Annotated in this window: 17 protein-coding genes; 8 read left to right on the top strand and 9 right to left on the bottom strand. The window is 72.7% G+C overall.

The window, feature by feature from the left end; translation table 11 throughout:
• Positions 1 to 155: 155 nt before the first annotated feature.
• Entirely contained in the window at positions 156 to 932 is a 777-nt protein-coding gene (locus ACIBJC_RS38230) for a DUF4142 domain-containing protein (RefSeq protein ID WP_399301100.1), read from the bottom strand.
• Between the two features lie 169 nt (positions 933 to 1,101).
• Positions 1,102 to 1,956, bottom strand: coding sequence for an aminoacyl-tRNA hydrolase (locus tag ACIBJC_RS38225; protein WP_399301098.1), 855 nt, complete (start codon positions 1,954 to 1,956; stop codon positions 1,102 to 1,104).
• Positions 1,957 to 2,054: 98 nt separating this feature from the next.
• Here ACIBJC_RS38225 and ACIBJC_RS38220 point away from each other — a divergent pair, with 98 nt between their 5' ends.
• The 4 genes from ACIBJC_RS38220 to ACIBJC_RS38205 all read left to right on the top strand — a co-directional run bounded on the left by ACIBJC_RS38220 (position 2,055) and on the right by ACIBJC_RS38205 (position 4,568).
• Positions 2,055 to 2,732, top strand: coding sequence for an AIM24 family protein (locus ACIBJC_RS38220; protein WP_329822040.1), 678 nt, complete (start codon positions 2,055 to 2,057; stop codon positions 2,730 to 2,732).
• Between the two features lie 22 nt (positions 2,733 to 2,754).
• On the top strand, positions 2,755 to 3,669 hold the full coding sequence (locus ACIBJC_RS38215; protein ID WP_399301096.1) for an ATP-binding cassette domain-containing protein: 915 nt from the start codon (positions 2,755 to 2,757) through the stop codon (positions 3,667 to 3,669).
• On the top strand, positions 3,666 to 4,337 hold the full coding sequence (locus ACIBJC_RS38210; protein WP_399301094.1) for an ABC transporter: 672 nt from the start codon (positions 3,666 to 3,668) through the stop codon (positions 4,335 to 4,337). The genes ACIBJC_RS38215 and ACIBJC_RS38210 overlap by 4 nt, the downstream gene beginning before the upstream one ends.
• Before the next feature lie 63 nt (positions 4,338 to 4,400).
• Positions 4,401 to 4,568: a hypothetical protein gene (locus tag ACIBJC_RS38205; RefSeq protein ID WP_329822037.1), complete on the top strand. Its 168-nt coding sequence runs from the start codon at positions 4,401 to 4,403 to the stop codon at positions 4,566 to 4,568.
• Positions 4,569 to 4,607: 39 nt separating this feature from the next.
• Here ACIBJC_RS38205 and ACIBJC_RS38200 read toward each other — a convergent pair whose 3' ends face one another.
• The 5 genes from ACIBJC_RS38200 to zapE form a co-directional block, all read right to left on the bottom strand.
• The gene (locus tag ACIBJC_RS38200) at positions 4,608 to 5,471 is read right to left on the bottom strand and encodes a polysaccharide deacetylase family protein (RefSeq protein ID WP_399301091.1); all 864 of its coding nucleotides are present in this window, start codon (positions 5,469 to 5,471) and stop codon (positions 4,608 to 4,610) included.
• Positions 5,472 to 5,557: 86 nt separating this feature from the next.
• Complete coding sequence (locus ACIBJC_RS38195) at positions 5,558 to 6,499, bottom strand: PPK2 family polyphosphate kinase (protein ID WP_399301089.1); 942 nt, start codon at positions 6,497 to 6,499, stop codon at positions 5,558 to 5,560.
• A gap of 137 nt (positions 6,500 to 6,636) precedes the next feature.
• Positions 6,637 to 8,001 carry an alkaline phosphatase PhoX gene (locus tag ACIBJC_RS38190; protein WP_399301087.1) on the bottom strand — a complete coding sequence of 455 codons (1,365 nt, stop codon included), beginning with the start codon at positions 7,999 to 8,001 and terminating at the stop codon, positions 6,637 to 6,639.
• A 209-nt stretch (positions 8,002 to 8,210) separates the two neighbouring features.
• Entirely contained in the window at positions 8,211 to 8,636 is a 426-nt protein-coding gene (locus tag ACIBJC_RS38185; RefSeq protein ID WP_399301085.1) for an OsmC family protein, read from the bottom strand.
• Positions 8,637 to 8,739: 103 nt separating this feature from the next.
• The gene (gene zapE / locus ACIBJC_RS38180; RefSeq protein WP_399301083.1) at positions 8,740 to 9,849 is read right to left on the bottom strand and encodes a cell division protein ZapE; all 1,110 of its coding nucleotides are present in this window, start codon (positions 9,847 to 9,849) and stop codon (positions 8,740 to 8,742) included.
• Positions 9,850 to 9,886: 37 nt separating this feature from the next.
• Between zapE and ACIBJC_RS38175 the strand changes: the two genes are divergently transcribed.
• The 4 genes from ACIBJC_RS38175 (at position 9,887) to msrB (ending at position 13,303) form a co-directional block, all read left to right on the top strand.
• Positions 9,887 to 10,708 carry a pyrimidine reductase family protein gene (locus tag ACIBJC_RS38175; protein ID WP_399301081.1) on the top strand — a complete coding sequence of 274 codons (822 nt, stop codon included), beginning with the start codon at positions 9,887 to 9,889 and terminating at the stop codon, positions 10,706 to 10,708.
• A gap of 194 nt (positions 10,709 to 10,902) precedes the next feature.
• Positions 10,903 to 11,355 (top strand): indole-3-glycerol phosphate synthase, encoded by a 453-nt coding sequence (locus ACIBJC_RS38170; RefSeq protein WP_399301079.1) that lies wholly within the window; start codon positions 10,903 to 10,905, stop codon positions 11,353 to 11,355.
• 82 nt (positions 11,356 to 11,437) lie between these two features.
• Positions 11,438 to 12,844 (top strand): UDP-N-acetylmuramate--L-alanine ligase, encoded by a 1,407-nt coding sequence (gene murC / locus ACIBJC_RS38165; protein ID WP_399301077.1) that lies wholly within the window; start codon positions 11,438 to 11,440, stop codon positions 12,842 to 12,844.
• 51 nt (positions 12,845 to 12,895) lie between these two features.
• Positions 12,896 to 13,303, top strand: coding sequence for a peptide-methionine (R)-S-oxide reductase MsrB (msrB, locus tag ACIBJC_RS38160; RefSeq protein WP_329822030.1), 408 nt, complete (start codon positions 12,896 to 12,898; stop codon positions 13,301 to 13,303).
• A 2-nt stretch (positions 13,304 to 13,305) separates the two neighbouring features.
• Here the strand turns inward: msrB and ACIBJC_RS38155 are convergent, their stop codons facing one another.
• Both ACIBJC_RS38155 and ACIBJC_RS38150 read right to left on the bottom strand, forming a co-directional pair.
• Entirely contained in the window at positions 13,306 to 15,831 is a 2,526-nt protein-coding gene (locus ACIBJC_RS38155) for a GTPase-associated protein 1-related protein (protein WP_399301074.1), read from the bottom strand.
• Positions 15,832 to 15,978: 147 nt separating this feature from the next.
• Positions 15,979 to 16,383 carry a VOC family protein gene (locus ACIBJC_RS38150; RefSeq protein WP_399301072.1) on the bottom strand — a complete coding sequence of 135 codons (405 nt, stop codon included), beginning with the start codon at positions 16,381 to 16,383 and terminating at the stop codon, positions 15,979 to 15,981.
• Positions 16,384 to 16,497 lie beyond the last annotated feature (114 nt).

The raw sequence follows: 16,497 nt of genomic DNA, 5'->3' as shown, positions 1-16,497 counted from the left end.
GGGAACGCCTCGGTGAATCCTGGAGGGGAGACGTTCAGAGGTTGATTTGAGGTTCCATGCCCCCGCCACGAAAGCACGGTGCCTCCCCCCGTACGGATATGAGGGGGGAGGCACCGTGCTGTGGAACCGATGTGGAACCGCCGTGGATCAGCGGATCAGCTCGCGCCGGGCTCCGGCCGGTTGGTGTTGATCGAGGTGGGGGCGCCGGGCCCGGTGGAGGGCTCGGAGGTCAGCTTCTCGTTCCCGTTCGGCTCCACCGGATCCGCGGCCGGGGGCAGGTTGCCGTTCGGGGGCGGCGGGCCGGTCGGGCTGGCGGTCTTGGTACCGGCGGCCTCGTTGGCGATCTGGTCGAAGTCGACCATGCCGGTGGCCTCCAGCATGGTGATGTGGTCGAGGACCGTGATGTTGGCGTCGCTGGCGAGGTTGCGGATCAGGGTGTTCCTGGTGGTGTGCCGCACCTCCGCGATCAGGGCGAAGACCTTGCCGTGGGCGTTGCGCAGCAGGTTGGCGAACTTCTGCTCGTACTCCTGGCCGGTGGACGCCGACAGCTCCCTGAGCCAGCCCTGCTGCTGGTCGTTGGGCTGGTTCGGCAGCTCGACGCCGAGCTTCCCCGCCACGTCGCGGGCCCGCTTGTCGAGGTCGGTGTGGCCCACGACGAGGTGGTCACCACATTCCTTGATCGCCTTGGTCGGCGCGCGTTCGATGGCCTGCTGTCCGGCGGGCAGCTCCCAGAGCCCCGCCAGCCTGACCTTGACCAGGAAATCACGGTCGGTGGCCGTCAGGGGGCCCCACTGGGTGGAGACGGACGACGCGTTGATGTTGGCCTGCCCGGTCCCGGAACGGTCGGCGTACGACCACACAGGGAAGGCCAGTGCCGCCACTGTGGCGACCAATGCCGCGATGATGAGCGCCGAACCGTTGATACGTCGCAACAATGTGCTGCCTCCCGAACCGAAAACTGACACCGCTGAATCAACCGCTGAGAGCGCGGCCGTTCAACCCGCTTGGCGGTATGGAGGAATACGCACGGCGCACCGGGTGTGTTCAATCCGATGGCGACGGATGATCGATGACCGTGCGGGCCGCTCTCCCGGGCGTCGGTCAGCGGCGCAGCGACGGGTGGTCGGCGACCACCGTGCAGGACCCCGCGGCGATCTCCGTGAAGCCCGCGTCGCGGACCACCGGCAGCCCGGCGGTGGTGAGTTCACGCCAGTGCGCGGCGTCCGCGGTGCGGACGGAGAGCGGGAACCCGGCGTCGCGCCACGACGCGCGGTCCGTCTCCGACAGCTCCCACCAGGCGAGTTGGGCGCCGTGTCCGGCCTGGGCCATGGCTTTGCCCGCCGACATGTCGAGGTCGGGGCTCAGCCACAGCACCGGGTGGGCCGGGTCGGCCGGGGGCGGCGGCGCGGGGTCGTCCAGGTCGGTGCCGGAGACCTGGAGCTTGGCCAGCTCCTTGGGCCAGCCGTCGAGCGGGACGGGCGGGAAGACCCGTACCTCGGCGACGGACGACGACGTACCGGCGTCCGAAGTCGGCGTCCCGTCCGCCGAGGAGGCCGGCCCACCGTCCGCCGCGGCGGGCGACGCGTCACCGTCCGAGGCCGGCGCCGGTGTCAGCGGGCCGCTGCCCGTCACCGTGATCCCGGGGAGTGTGCGGGCGCGGCGCCACTCCGCGCCGCGCGCCCGCCGCACCACCTTGCGGATCCGGGCGTCCTGCCAGTCCCGTACGGCCCGGGCCCACTCGCCCTCGTCCGCGCCCTCGCCCAGGGCCCGTTCGTCGGAGAGCAGGGTGAGTACCGCGCGGGCGGCCGTCTCCAGGGCGTCGGTACGGGCCGGCGGCGCGGCCTTCTCGATCCGGACCACCAGCGGCAGTACGTACTGCGGGGCCTCGTCCCGGGCGGTCGACTCGTGACGGAAGGGACTCTCCGCCGGGGCGCTCTCGTTGCTCTCGCTGCTCACGGCCCCAGTCTGCCAGCCGCCGCGCCCCTCCCGGCCCGCGGATTTCTTGGCCGAACCTTTCTTGGCGGAAGGCACCGGTCCGGGCGACGATGCACGGCATGAAGAGCGACCTTTTCTCCACGGAACACATGGCCCAGCCGGCCACCGCGCCCGGGATGACCCTCCAGAACGCCAAGTCGATCAAGTACGCAGTCAACGGTGAGATGTACGCGCGGCAGGGGGCGATGGTCGCCTACCGCGGCTCGCTGGAGTTCGAGCGCAAGGGGCAGGGCCTCGGCGGGCTCCTCAAGCGCGCGGTCACCGGTGAGGGGCTGCCGCTCATGACGGTGAAGGGCCAGGGCGAGGTGTGGCTCGCGCAGGAGGCGGCCCACTGCTTCATCGTCGATGTGGAGCAGGGCGACGCGCTCACCATCAACGGCCGTAACGTGCTCTGCTTCGATCCGACCCTCAGCTACGAGATCAAGACGGTGAAGGGCGCGGGCATGACCGGCGGCGGTCTCTTCAACAGTGTCTTCACCGGCTACGGCAAACTCGGCGTCATCTGCGAGGGCGATCCCATCGTGATTCCCGTCACGGCGCAGGCACCGGTGTACGTCGACACGGACGCCGTCGTCGGATGGAGCGCACAACTCGGTACATCCCTGCATCGCTCCCAGTCCGTGGGCTCGATGATCCGCGGCGGATCCGGCGAGGCCGTCCAACTGATGCTCCAGGGAGAAGGGTTCGTGATCGTGCGGCCGAGCGAGGCGACTGCGCAGAAGCCCACCGCGCACTGACGCGAGCTGAGATCATGCCCGGATGAACCTCCAAGGTGTGGGCCGCCGTTACGGCCTCCGCGGGCCCTGGGTGCTGCGCGGGGTCGATCTCGATCTCCCCGCGGGCGCCCTGGTCCGGGTCGAGGGCGTGAACGGCAGCGGGAAATCAACCCTGTTGAGGCTGATCGCGGGCATCGACGTGCCGACCGAGGGCCGCCTGCGCGGCCGTTCCCGCACGGCGTACGTTCCCGAGCGCTTCCCCGTCTCGCTGCCCTTCACGGCCGCCGGATATCTGATGCACCTCGGCCGGATCCACGGGCTGCGCCGCGATGTCGCGGCGGCGAGCGCCGTCGAGTGGCTGGAGCGGTTCGGGGCGCAGGAGCATGCCCGTACGCCGATGGACGAGCTGTCCAAGGGCACCAGCCAGAAGGTGGCCGTCGCACAGGCGCTGCTGGCCGAGCCCGAGCTGCTGGTCCTCGACGAGGCGTGGACGGGGCTGGACACGGCGGCCCGCGCGGAGCTGGACCGGGCGGTCGCCGAGCGTGTCGCCGCGGGCGGCACGGTCGTCTTCGTCGACCACGACCGGCGGCGGCTGGCCGGGGCGTCCGACGCGTTGTACGGGGTGGTGGACGGCGGCGTGGTGCCCCGTACCGAGGCCGCGCTCCCCGACGACGAGCGGGACGGGGAGCACGGCGTGGTGGTACGGATCCTCGCCGAGGGACCGCCGGGCACGGTGCTCGACGGCGCGGCGGCGGCCGGACTGCCCGGGGCGCCCGCCTGCGACGTACCCGCCGAGGACGGTTCCGTCCTGCTGACGGTGGCCGCGGAGCACTCCGACGCGCTGCTGCGGGCGCTGCTCACCGCCGGTCCGCCCTGGCACATCAGGGAGGTGGGCCGGGCCGCGGAGCCGGCCCCGGCCGGTTCCGCCACCACGGAGACGGAGCGCATCTCCTCATGACCGCACTGCTCAGCTATCAGATCGCCCTGCTGCTGCGCTCGCAGCGCTGGCTGCCGCCGCTCCTGCTGTACGGGATCTTCCTCGGCGTCGGGGTGCAGTCGGGGCAGCCGATCCTGGACTCGCTCGGATACGCGGCGGCGGCCCTGCTGCCCGTCACCGCCTGGCTGGTCCGGATCTGCGTCACCCAGGAACCGGCGGCCTCGCGTGCGGTCGTCGGCGCGGTGAACGGGACGCGCCGGGCGCATCTCGCCACGCTGCTGGCCGCCGTGGCCGTCGCGGGCGCCATCGGGGTGGCGGGCACCCTGCTCGTCATCCTGATCAGCGAACCGAAGAACGCCGACTTCACGGTCGAGGTGGACGTGGTGTCCGCCGGTACGGCGGGGCTGCTCGCCGCGCTGGTCTGTCTGCTGGTCGGCGCGGCCGTCGGAGCGGTGTGCAACCGACCGCTGCTGCGCGCCCGGGGCTGGTCGATCGCGGCCACGACGGTGGTCTCGCTGGTCGCGCTGGTGATCACCGGGTCCCCGGCGCGGTACGCGGTCAGCGGCCTGGTGACCGGTTCGCTGACCGGGGAGGTCGGGGCGCCGGGGCCGGCGCTGGTGGCCGCCGTGCTGGTGGCGGGTGTGGCGGCGGCGGTGGCGTGCGTGATCGGCACCCGTCGGGACGGCTGAGCGGGCGGACCGGGGCCGGGCGACCGGGACCGGAGGACGGGCGGCCCCAGTAGGCTCGACCGTATGAGCGAGCGGACGAGCGGGCGGACGGCCGGAGAACCGGTGGTGACGGCGTACGCGGACTGCGTGCTGTGCGGGGAGCCGACCGAGCACCCGGAGACGGTCAGGGGCGCGACCCTCTGCCCCGTCTGCGAGTGGCAGGAGGCCCAGCGGACTGCGTGCTCGGGCTGATCCCGTGGGGCGGTGCCGTCCGCCGGCCTCCCCGTCGGTTCAGTGCGCCATCAGCTCCGACACCCGGACGAAGCGGAAGCCGCGCTCCCGCAGCTCCGGCACGATCCGCCGTACCGCGTCCTCCGTCACCGGCGCCGCGCTGCGCGTGCAGTGCATCACCACCAGGGAGCCGGGCTTCACGTCCGCCAGCACCTGGTCCGCGACGGCGTCCGGGTCCGTGGCGAAGGCGTCGCCGCTGACGACGTCCCACTGCACGGCGGTCACCTTCTGCGGGGCGAGCGCGCGCAGCGCCGCCTTGTCGTAACAGCCGCCGGGGAAGCGGAAGTACGGCACCACGTTGCGCGCCCCCGCCGCGCGGAACGCCTTGAAGGCCCGTTGTACGTCGCCGGCCATCCGCTCCTTGCCGATGACCGGCAGCCCGTAGCAGTCGGCGGTGAAGGCGTAGTGGCTGTACGAGTGGTTGGCGATCTCGAAGAGCGGGTCCGTGCCGATCGACTTCGCCTGGGTCGGGTACTCCTCGGCCCAGCGTCCCGTCATGAACACGGTCGACGGCACTTCGAGCCGGCGCAGCAGCGCGATCAGCGACGGGTTGTCGAAGCGCTCGCCGCTCGCGGCCCGCGGTCCCTGGTCCGCCGTCATGTCGGCGTCGAAGGTGAGGGCCACTGTCTTCCCCGCGGCGGGGGCGCCGCGCTGGAAGACCGGCGTCAGCCCGTCGGGCCCCGGAACCATGCTGGGTGGCCCCTTCGCCACGGCGGGGCGGGGCGACGCGGTGTGCGGGGGAGCGGAGGCGGTGGTCCCGGCACCGGCGCGGTCGGCGCCCGCGCACCCGGACAGGGCGGAGCCGAGCAGACCGAGTGCCCCGAGGGCGCCGACGGCGGTGAGCGTGCGTGCATATGTGGTCACACGCGGAAAATATATGATGATCTATCTGGAATCGGTGTACGGCGCTCACGCACCCCGAAGATTTGGTCCGGCCGGTCGCGCCCGGCTCAGTCCGGCCGGCCCATCGCGAGCAGCCGCCCGCGGCTCTCCTCGACGTCGAAGCCGCCCGCCGGGTACGCCGGATCCAGCGCGTCCAGGTGTTCGAGCAGCAGGGTGCTGATCGCCCAGTTGCGGTACCACTTGCGGTCCGACGGTACGAGGAACCACGGCGCCGCGTCCGTGGAGCAGCGCCGCAGCGCCTGCTCGTACGCCTCCTGGTAGGCGGGCCACAGCGCCCGGTCCGCGATGTCGGACGGCTGGAACTTCCAGTGCTTGTCCGGGTCGTCCAGCCGGGCCAGGAGCCGGTCGCGCTGCTCCTCGTACCCGATGTGGAGGAAGACCTTCACGATCGTCGTCCCGTCGTCGGCCAGCTCCCTCTCGAAGCGGTTGATCTGTCCGTAGCGTGAGGCGAGGTCCCGCCGGGAGGCCAGGCCGCGGACGCGGGCGATCAGGACGTCCTCGTAGTGCGAACGGTCGAAGATGCCGATCTCGCCGGGCCGGGGCAGCGCCCGCCGGATCCGCCAGAGGAACGGATGGCTCCGCTCCTGCGGCGTCGGCGCCTTGAACGCCCTGATCCGGCAGCCGGACGGGTTGAACAGCCCGATCACATGCTTGACCGTGCCGCCCTTGCCGCTGGTGTCCATGCCCTGGAGGACCAGCAGCAGACGGCGCGTGTCGCCCGCGGTGGAGGACGCGTACAGACGGTCCTGGAGACCGGCCAGACGTGCGGCCAGCGCGCTCATGGCCGCCCGGCCCGCGGCCTTGTCCGCCGGGCCGCCCGGGGTCGCCCTCGTGTCGTACGCGGAGAGGTCGACGGGGCCGCCTTCGGGGACGCGCAGCAGCTCACGGAGGGCCGGTACCGGCCCCGGCCGCTTACCGGCCTTTCCCTGCTTCCCCGGCTTCTTCCGCTTCTTGCTGTCCTTCGTGTTCCTCTTGTCCTTCGTGGCCACCGCGCACCCCTTCCGCTCGGTCGGCCCCTCACCGAAGAGCCCTCACCGCAGGATGCGACGGATCGGCGCGCCCTGCGACCGCTGTGCGGTCGGCAGGGCGCGCCGTCACGTACGTACGCGTCAGGGTGCGTACCGCGTCAGTGCCAGGGGCCCGTCACCGCGAACGTCGTCCCCGGGGTGTAGCAGTTCACGTACATCGTGGCGCCGTCCGGCGAGAACGTCACCCCGGCGAACTCGCCCCACTCGGGATCCTCCGGAGTGCCCACGTTGTTGGCGCCCCGGGCCATCGCGTACACCTCGCCCCGCCGCGTCACCCCGAACACGTGCTGCGCGCCCCCGCCGTCCTCGCACACCATCAGACCGCCGCTGGGCGCCAGACAGATGTTGTCCGGGGACTCGCCGGGCAACTGGATGTCGGTGTCCGGGCCGAAGACGATCACCAGCGTGAGGCGGCGCCGCTGCGGCTCGTACTTCCAGACCTGCCCGTAGTGGTCGCCCGCCGAGCCGTCCGAGCTGTGCGCGAAGCTGGACACGAAGTAGACCGCGCGGTCGCCCCAGTAGCAGCCCTCCAGCTTCTGCGCGTGGGTGATGCCCCCGGCGCCGAAGTCCTGGAAGCGGATCGGGGTCTCCTTCGCCAGCGGGTCCGGTACGGGGACCCACTCGATCCGGTCGAAGGTCGCGCCGGTCTCCATGACCGTCGACAGGTCCGGCACCCCCGGCACCCGCATGGCCTCCAGCGTCCCGCCCGCGCGCAGCGAGCCGACACCGCCGCGCGGCTTCTCGGGGAGGAAGCGGTAGAAGAGCCCGAACGGTTTCTCGAACGCGTCCTCCGTCTCGTACACGACGCCGGTGCCGGGGTCGATCGCGACCGCCTCGTGCTGGAACCGGCCCATGGCGGTCAGCGGTACGGCTCCGGTGCGGCGCGGGTCGGCGCCGTCGACCTCGAAGATGAAGCCGTGGTCCTTGGTGTAGCCGTTGGTGCCCGCGCGGTCCTCGGTCTCCTCGCAGGTGAGCCAGGTGCCCCAGGGGGTGGGCCCGCCCGCGCAGTTGACGGCGGTGCCGGCGATGGCGACGCGTTCGCCGAGGACGTTGTTGCGCCCGTCGAGTTCGAGCGCCGTACAGCCGCCCTTGCCCATCGGGTCGTAGGTGATGCCGTCGACGGTCGGTACGCCGATCCGGGCGGTGGGGCGGTTCTCGTGGTTGCGTACGAGATGGACCCGGCCGCGCCGGCCGGCGAAGGCGGCCATCCCGTCGTGGTTGCTGGGGACCCGGCCCTCGCCGGAGCGGAGCGGTTCGCCCTCCCGGGAGAGAACCTTGTAGCGGAAGCCCTTGGGCAGGTCGAGCAGGCCGTCCGGGTCGGTGACCAAGGGGCCGTACCCTCCGCGGCCCATGGTGTGCGCCGCGGCGGTACCGGTGAACAGCTCCGATACGGCCCCGGCGAAGACGATGCCCGCGGCGGTGGCACCGCCGCGGGCGAGGATCTGACGTCGTGTTGCGGACATGAGGCAACTCCCTGCTGGCGGACAGGAGATGTGACCCGCATGTGTGTATCACGTACGCATGGGACACGTGAACCATGCGGGTCACCGCGAGCCTCTGGTGTCGCGTGGGGCGCCGCTCGTCAACAGCGGGGTGACGCAATGTCAATTCCGTGTTGACGCCGGGTGAATGCCGGGCGGCGCCCCGTACGGCGCCCCGTACCGCGCCGCCGTCAGACGAGCGAGGCGCTCAGCGTGATGGTCGTCCCCGTCAGGGCCTGGCTGACCGGGCAGTTCGCCTTGGCGTCGGTGGCCGCGGCCTGGAAGGCGTCCGCGTCCAGACCCGGGACCTCGCCCTCCACGGTGAGGTGGATACCGGTGATGCCCTCACCCGGCTGGAACGTGACGTCGGCCTTGGTGGTCAGCTTGGTGGGCGGGGTGCCCGCGCCGGCCAGGCCGTGCGACAGGGCCATGGAGAAGCAGCTCGAATGGGCGGCGGCGATCAGCTCCTCCGGGCTGGTCTTTCCGTTGGCCTTCTCGGCGCGCGACGGCCAGGAGACGGGCTGCTCGGCGATGCCGGACGAGTCGAAGGTGACGGTGCCCGAACCCTTGAGCAGTTCGCCTTCCCAGACCGTGTGAGCGGTGCGAACAGTAGCCATGATGGTTCCTTCCGATGGTCAACGGCGGTGCCGGGACGGCCACGGGGGCCGACCGCTCCGGCACGGGGGTTTGCGGCCCCCAAAGCCCCCAACCTACTGGAACCTACGGAGTGACCAGGCCCTTCGCGTCCCTCGCCAGCGCGGTGAGACGGGAGATCGCCCGGAAGTACTTCTTCCGATAGCCGCCGTTCAGCATCTCGTCGCTGAACAGTTGGTCGAACGGCACGCCGGAGGCGAGCACCGGCACCTCCCGGTCGTACAGCCGGTCCGCGAGGACCACGAGCCGCAGCGCCGTCGACTGGTCGGGGACCGGGACGACCTCCGTGAGGCAGACGGCCCGTACCCCCTCCGTGAGCGCCCCGTACCGGCTCGGGTGGACCGAGGCGAGATGGTCGAGCAGCCCGGGGAAGTCGTCCAGGCTGGCGCCCTCGGTGGCGTACGCCGCCCGGGTCACCGCCTCGTCGGAGTACGGGGCGGGCGCCTCCGGCAGCCCCCGGTGGCGGTAGTCCTCGCCGTCGATGCGCAGGGGCCGGAACTGGGCGGAGAGCCCCTGGATCTCCCGGAGGAAGTCGGCGGCGGCGAAGCGGCCCTCGCCGAGCTTGCCCGGCAGGGTGTTGGACGTCGCGGCCAGCGCCACGCCCCGCTCGACCAGCCGGCCCAGCAGGCTGGAGACGAGGACGGTGTCGCCCGGGTCGTCGAGTTCGAACTCGTCGATGCACAGGAGCCGGTGCCCGCCGAGCGTCTGTACGGTCTGCTGGAAGCCGAGCGCGCCGACGAGGTTCGTCAGCTCCACGAACGTGCCGAACGCCTTCTGCTCGGGCGGGGCCGGGGTGGCGTGCCAGAGCGAGGCCAGCAGATGCGTCTTGCCGACGCCGTACCCGCCGTCCAGATAGACCCCGCGCGGCCCCGTGGGCGCCGGCGGCTTCCGCGCGAACCAGCGGCGCATGCCGCCCCCGGAACCCCCGGAGCCGGCGACGCGGTGCGCACCGCCCAACCCGGCGGCGAAGGCGTCCAGGACGGTGACGGCCTCGGTCTGGCTCGGCTGGTTCGGGTCGGGTACGTACGTGTCGAACCGTACGGAGTCGAAGCGCGGCGGCGGCACCATCTCCGCGACCAGCCGGTCGGCGGGGACGCGCGGCTCGCGGGCGCAGAGGGAGAGGGGTGCCGACTCGGTTGTCGAGGCGGGACCGGAGGCGTGGGTGGAGGACGACACAACTCCTCACTCTATGCTCCGTGCCAGACTGCTGGACATGCGACGCCTGTTCCCTGTGACCGATCAGACAGCGCCCGGCACCCCCGCTGACCTCGGCGCCGACACCACCGGGCGTGAGTGGACGCTCGACGAGCTGGCGGACACCTACGCCTACCCGGAGTACGTACGGGGCGGGGGCCCGGAGGACGGGCGGGTCTGGCTGCGCGCCAACATGGTCTCCACCCTGGACGGCGCCGCCCAGCACGACGGTCTGTCGCACGCCCTCTCCTCCGACGCCGACATGCGGATCTTCGGCACGCTGCGCGGGCTCGCCGACGCGGTGGTGGTGGGGGCGGAAACGGTTCGGCGGGAGGGGTACCGGCCGGCCCGCGCCCGTGAGGCGTTCGCCGCACGGCGCGCCGCGGCCGGCCAGAGCCCCGCGCCGGCGATCGCCGTCGTCACCGCCGGCCTGGACCTGGATCTCGCGGCGCCGCTGTTCACCGCGCCCAGCGTCCCGACGCTCGTCCTGACCGGCGCCGCCGCCCCGCGGGACCGGGTGCACGCCGCCGAGAAGGCCGGCGCGGTGGTGATCGTCGCGGGGGAGGGGGCCGGGGTGGACCCCGCCCGCGCCGTACGCGCCCTGGCGGAGCGCGGCCTCGTCCGGCTGCTCACCGAGGGCGGCCCGCGGCTGCTGGGTCAGTTCGTGGCGGCGGGCGTTCTGGACGAGCTGTGTCTGACGCTCTCCCCGACGCTCACCGCAGGGGGCGCGCAGCGCATCGCGGGGGGCCCCGTCGTCGCCGTACCGGAGCGGTTCGCACTGGCGTCCCTGCTGGAGCAGGACGGGTTCCTCTTCACCCGGTACCACCGCGTCCGACAATGAGCGGAATTCACCGTTCCGGTTAGCTTCCGCTGGGCAGACTTATTCTCAGACCCCGTGCGGGCACGGGGAAGGATGGTTTCCGCAGCGGGTCCGGAGGGCCCGTGCACCAAGTGGCTCAGTTGACTCAATGGAACAGCTCAGTGGAACAGCTTCAGTGGAACAGAAGGGCGCCTGTCGTGTTCACAAGCGTATTGATGATCGAGAAGCCCCTGACGCCGGAGGACGTGGAGTTCGTCACCACCCTCCACGGTGACGAGAGCGTCTCCTTCGTGGTGCTCATGCAACCCCGCGGCGACCAGGCGGACGTCCTGCTGCGCGCCATCGACGACGTCGCGGTCGGCGAACTGCGGGACGCCACGCGCGAGGGCGACGAACTGGAGGGCACGGCGGCCAGACAGCCGGCCGAACTGGCACTCGAACACTCGCTGAGGGCCCTGCGCGCCGCGGGCTCAGAGGCCGTGGGCCAGGTGGTCGAGGAACACCCGCTGGACCTGCTCAAGACCGTCGTGGAGGACGCGGCGGCCGACGAGGTGATCGTGCTGACCGAACCGCACTACGTGGAGGAGTTCTTCCACCGGGACTGGGCGTCCCGGGCCCGTCACAAGGTCGGCGTACCGGTGCTCAAACTCTTCGCCCACAGCGAATAGGCTGAATCGACGGCACCGGCAGTGCCGAACGTACGCTGTCGGTCCTGACCAGCACCCCGCTCGCACCTTGGGAGAAACACAGATGGCACCCGGTACCGGTATCCCCGTCGCCATGGAACGGCCGCACTTCATCGGTATCGGCGGCGCCGGGATGTCGGGCATCGCGAAGATCCTCGCCCAGCGCGGGGCGAAGGTCGCGGGCAGCGACGCGAAGGAGTCGGAGACCGCTCAGGCGCTGCGGGCGCTGGGGGCCACCGTGCACATCGGCCACGCCGCGGAGCACCTCGCGGACGACGCCTCGTGCGTGGTCGTCTCCAGCGCCATCCGGGCCGACAACCCGGAGCTGGCGCGCGCCGCCGAGCTGTCCGTGCCCGTGGTGCACCGCTCCGACGCGCTGGCCTCGCTGATGGGCGGCGGCCTGCGGCCGATCGCGGTCGCGGGCACCCACGGCAAGACGACCACCACGTCCATGCTGGCCGTCGCCCTCACCGAGCTGGGCCTCGACCCGTCGTACGCGATCGGCGGCGACCTGGCGGGCCCCGGCACCAACGCCCGGCACGGCGGCGGGGAGATCTTCGTCGCCGAGGCGGACGAGAGCGACCGCAGCTTCCAGAAGTACGACCCCGAGGTCGCGATCGTCCTCAACGTCGAGCTGGACCACCACGCCAACTACGCCTCGATGGACGAGATCTACGAGTCCTTCGAGACCTTCGTCGGCAAGATCGTCCCGGGCGGCACCCTGGTGGTCTCCGCGGACCAGCAGGGCGCCGTGGAGCTGACCGCGCGGGTCCGCGACCTGGCCACCGTGAAGGTCGTCACGTACGGCGCGGCCGAAGGCGCGGACGTACGGGTCCACAAGATCACCGCACGGGGTCTGACCAGCGAGGTCACGGTCCTGCTCGACGGCCGCCTGCTCACCTTCACGGTCTCCGTGCCCGGCCGGCACTACGCCCTCAACGCGGTCGCCGCCCTCGCGGCGGGCGTCGCCCTCGGCATCCCCGCGCACAACCTCGCCTCGGCCATCGGCACCTACACCGGGGTCAAGCGCCGCCTCCAGCTCAAGGGCGAGGCCGCGGGCGTCCAGGTCATCGACTCGTACGCGCACCACCCCACCGAGATGACGGCCGACCTGGAGGCGATGCGCGCGGCGGCGGCCCCCGGCTCCCGGCTGCTGGTCGTCTTCCAGCCGCACCTGTTCTCCCGTACCCAGGAACTCAGCACCGAGATGGGCCAGGCGCTCGCCCTCGCCGACGCGTCGCTCGTCCTCGACATCTACCCGGCCCGCGAGGACCCGATCCCGGGCGTCACCAGCGCCCTGATCGTCCAGGCGGCACAGGCGGCGGGCGCTACGGTCACGGCCGTCCACGACAAGGACGCGGTGGCGGACGCGGTGGCGGGAATGGCGGGCCCCGGTGATCTCGTTCTCACCATGGGGGCGGGCGACGTCACGGACCTCGGCCCGCGGATCCTGGCCCGCCTGGCCGGCTGACCCGCCCGGCGGACCGGTCAGGCCCTGACGACCCAGAGAGGCAAGAGAGCCATGGCGTACGAGATCGACAAGCCGGAAGAGCAGTGGCGCGCGGAGCTGTCGCCCGCGGAGTACAAGGTGCTCCGCGAGGCCGGCACGGAGCCCGCCTTCGTCGGCGAGTACACGGACACGAAGACGACCGGCGTCTACTCCTGCCGCGCGTGCGGCGCCGACCTCTTCCGCTCCGACACGAAGTTCGAGTCGCACTGCGGCTGGCCGTCCTTCTACGACCCGAAGGACACGGACGCGGTCGAGCTGATCGAGGACCGCTCGCACGGCATGGTCCGCGTCGAGGTGCGCTGTGCGCGCTGCGGCTCGCACCTGGGCCATGTCTTCGAGGGCGAGGGGTACGCGACCCCGACGGACCAGCGGTACTGCATCAACAGCATCTCGCTGCGGCTGGCGCCGGACGAGGACTGAGCTCACCGCTGGCGGCCGAGGGAACCGAAACGCCGGCCCAGCCTGCTGAGCGCGCCCGGCCGGTTCCAGGCGCGGAACTCCTCCGCCCGGTGGGCCCCCACCTGTTCGAGATGGTGCTCTACGGCGGCGACATCCGCGTCGGGGAGCGCGCGGACCGCCGGGCGCAGGACTTTGTCGCGGAGCGTCGTACGCGTCGTGTCCCACGCGGCGCTCGCGCCCGGGAGCGAGCTCCACGCGACGAAGCAGTGTGCCGCGTACGCGGGGGACGTACGCAGCCGGTCGGCCACGCGGGGCTCCTGGGCTGCCGCGGCGTACGCCGTGAGCAGCGCGGGCTCCCCGCAGTGGATCAGCGTGTACAGCTCGCCCTCCGGCCTGTCCTCCGAGAGCAGTTGACGGCCCAGGGTCTCGAACAGCCGGGCCAGCAGGGTCGGTTCCACCGGCTCGGCGTCGGCCCGCAGGGACAACGCCCGCTCCGTCCACGGCGGTTCGGCCCGGCCCGGGCCGAGCTCGCGGAGGAAGTCGAGGAGCAGCAGCGCACCCCGTACGCGCGGCTCCAGCTTGTCGGGGAAGCAGCGCAGCAGATCGTGCGCGAGGTCCGGGGCGTCCGGGTCGTCGGCGGGGCTGTCGAGCGCCGCCCCGACGAGCATGGTCCAGGTGCCCGCCGCGCGGTGTGCGTCCGAACCCGTCTCGCCGAGCAGCCGCCCGGCCTCGCCCGCGGTCGGCGCGCCGCCGCCCCACACCAGCCGTACCGCCGTACGCAGCACGAGCGGATCGGTGAACGCCGAGACGCCGCACGCCCGTAGCGCGGCGTGCAGCGCGCTCAGACCGTCCCCGCCGGCCTCCCGCGCCCAGGGCGCGCCCGCGCACATCCGCAGATGCGGCAGCGTCTGCACCCCGCCGAGGGGGAGATCGACCGCGCCCAGCAGCCGTGTGGCGGCGGCGGGATCGTCGGCGGCGTGCGCGTCGAGTGCGCCGAGCAGCGCGGTACGCAGCGCGAAGTGGTCCTCCAGCACGGTGCGTACGGCCGGGACGCGGGCCGTGTCCGGATCGGCGGAGAGGACGCGCACAAGATGGGCGGCGAGGCCCGGAAGCAGCTCCGTACAGTCCACGCCGAGGATGCCCGCGACGCGCAGCAGCTCCACCGGGCGGGCGATGTCCGGCCCCGTGTCGTCGGCGATGCCCGCGAGGAGGCCGGGGGCCAGCTCGGTGGCGAGCCGCCGCTTCAGCTCCCCGGGGAGCGCCGACAACTCCGCCTCGGGGAGCGGCTCCTGGGGTACGCGGTCCATCCGTACGGCCGTGGTCAGCACCAGCGCGCCGAGTACGCCGAGCGTGGCCGCCGTACGGCCGCCGTCCCGCCCCGTCGGCCGCGCCAGGCCGTCGAGCGCCGTGAACAGCCGCGCCAGGGCGGCGCATTCGGCCTCCGTACGGTGGTCCTCGGCCGGGGCGGCGAGTGCTTCGACGAGCCGGTGCAGCCGCCCGGGGGACAGCTCGCGCGCGTGCCGGCCCGCCCAGGCCGCCGCTTCCGTCCGGCCTTCCGGGCCCAGGGCGATGTCCGCGCAGAGCGCGGCGAAGGCCAGCGCGCCGGGGGAGAGGGGGCCGCCCGGCAGCTCCGCCGCCTCCGTGAACACCTCGGGCGCCCTGCCGAGCCAGACGCGCGCGGCGATCTCGCCCCAGACGTACGGGGTGTACTGGGGCGACGCGGACGGGGGAGGAGCCGTCGGAGCGGGGGCGCGGCCGGTGCAGTCGAGGACCCGGACGTGCTGATCCGGCTCGGCCCATTCCCGTGCGCCGTCCGGGAGTACGCCGACGATCCGCTGACGGGCCTCGCGCGGCCGGCGGGTGTACGTGGTGAACGTCAGCGGTTCGGCGTGCTCGCGCGGCAGGGCGGCGCAGGCCAGCGCGATCCACTGGGCGACATCGGCGCTGCTCCGCTCGACGAGGACGATCCGCGCGCAGGTGCCGGAGCCGGTGCTGCCGTCGATGCCGGTGTCCGTACCGGTGTCGGTCTGTTCCCGCAGCCCGGCGAAGAACCGCGCGAGCCACGGGGCGCGCGCGGCGGCGAACCCGACCAGCACGTCCCGGCCGAGGAGCCCCAGCGGGGGCAGCTCCTCCAGCGGCGCCGGGGTCCCGCCCTCCGGTGCGGAGGTGGCCCAACGCACGGAGTTCCAGGCCGATATGGGCAGGCCGCCGCCGGGCAGCCCGGCGTCCCGGGGCAGCAGGACGGCATGGGTGTGGAAGCCGCCTGTGCCGGTGCCTGTGCCTGTACCGGTGGCCGTCACGGTGCCGACCGTACGGGCCAGCAGCCGGCTGCCGTCGGAGAGCACGCTGTGGCTGAACGCCTGCGGTAGGGAGGCGGGTTCGGCGTCGGTGGGGTGCGGCGGAGCGCCCTCGGGTGGCTCGTACCCGATCAGCCGCTCCACCTCGTCCAGCAGCGACCGGGGTATGCCCGGGGTGACGGAGACGAAGCCGGAGCCCGGCCCGTCCGGGCCCGGTGGGGCCGAGGTGTAGTGCAACTGTGCCAGGCCCATGGGCCGGCCCCCTTCGTTCCTGGCTGGTCCGGCCCGCACCCGCCGTGAACCCGGGGAGGGCGCGCCGGATTTCGGCAGCACGAAGGTACCGCCCCGCGCGGGCCCGTGCGCACCGCCCCCGCGACCGCCCCCGCGATCGTGCCGGGCCTATGCGGGCTGGAGCAGGTCCCAGAGGTTTCCGTACAGGTCCTCGAAGACCGCGACCGTTCCGTACGGCTCGTGGCGGGTCTCCTGTACGAAGCGGACACCGGCGGCGGCCATGCGGGCGTGGTCGCGGGCGAAGTCGTCGGTGTACAGGAAGAAGCCGACCCGGCCGCCCGTCTGCGCGCCGATGCTCGCGCGCTGGGCGTCGTCCTTGGCGCGCGCCAGCAGCAGACCGGTCCCGGCTCCGCCGGCGGTTCCGCCGAGCGCGCGCGGGCGGACCACGACCCAGCGGGAGCCGTCGCCGCGGTCGGTGTCCTCGGCCAGTTCGAAGCCGAGGGCCTCCGTGTAGTGGGCGATGGCCTTGTCGTAGTCGTCGACGACGAGAGTGACCAGAGCGATATGGGGCATGGGGAGAAGTTATACGTATGACCAGCCTCGGGGCAAGGCGGTGCGAGAAGCCCCGTACCGCGCCTGTCTCGTTGTCACACCCGAGGACTAGCATCGGAAGTCCGAGATCACCCG

It is taken from the genome of Streptomyces sp. NPDC050509 (assembly GCF_044457965.1).
Taxonomy (GTDB): Bacteria; Actinomycetota; Actinomycetes; order Streptomycetales; family Streptomycetaceae; genus Streptomyces.
This window is presented reverse-complemented; position numbering and strand designations above follow the sequence as displayed.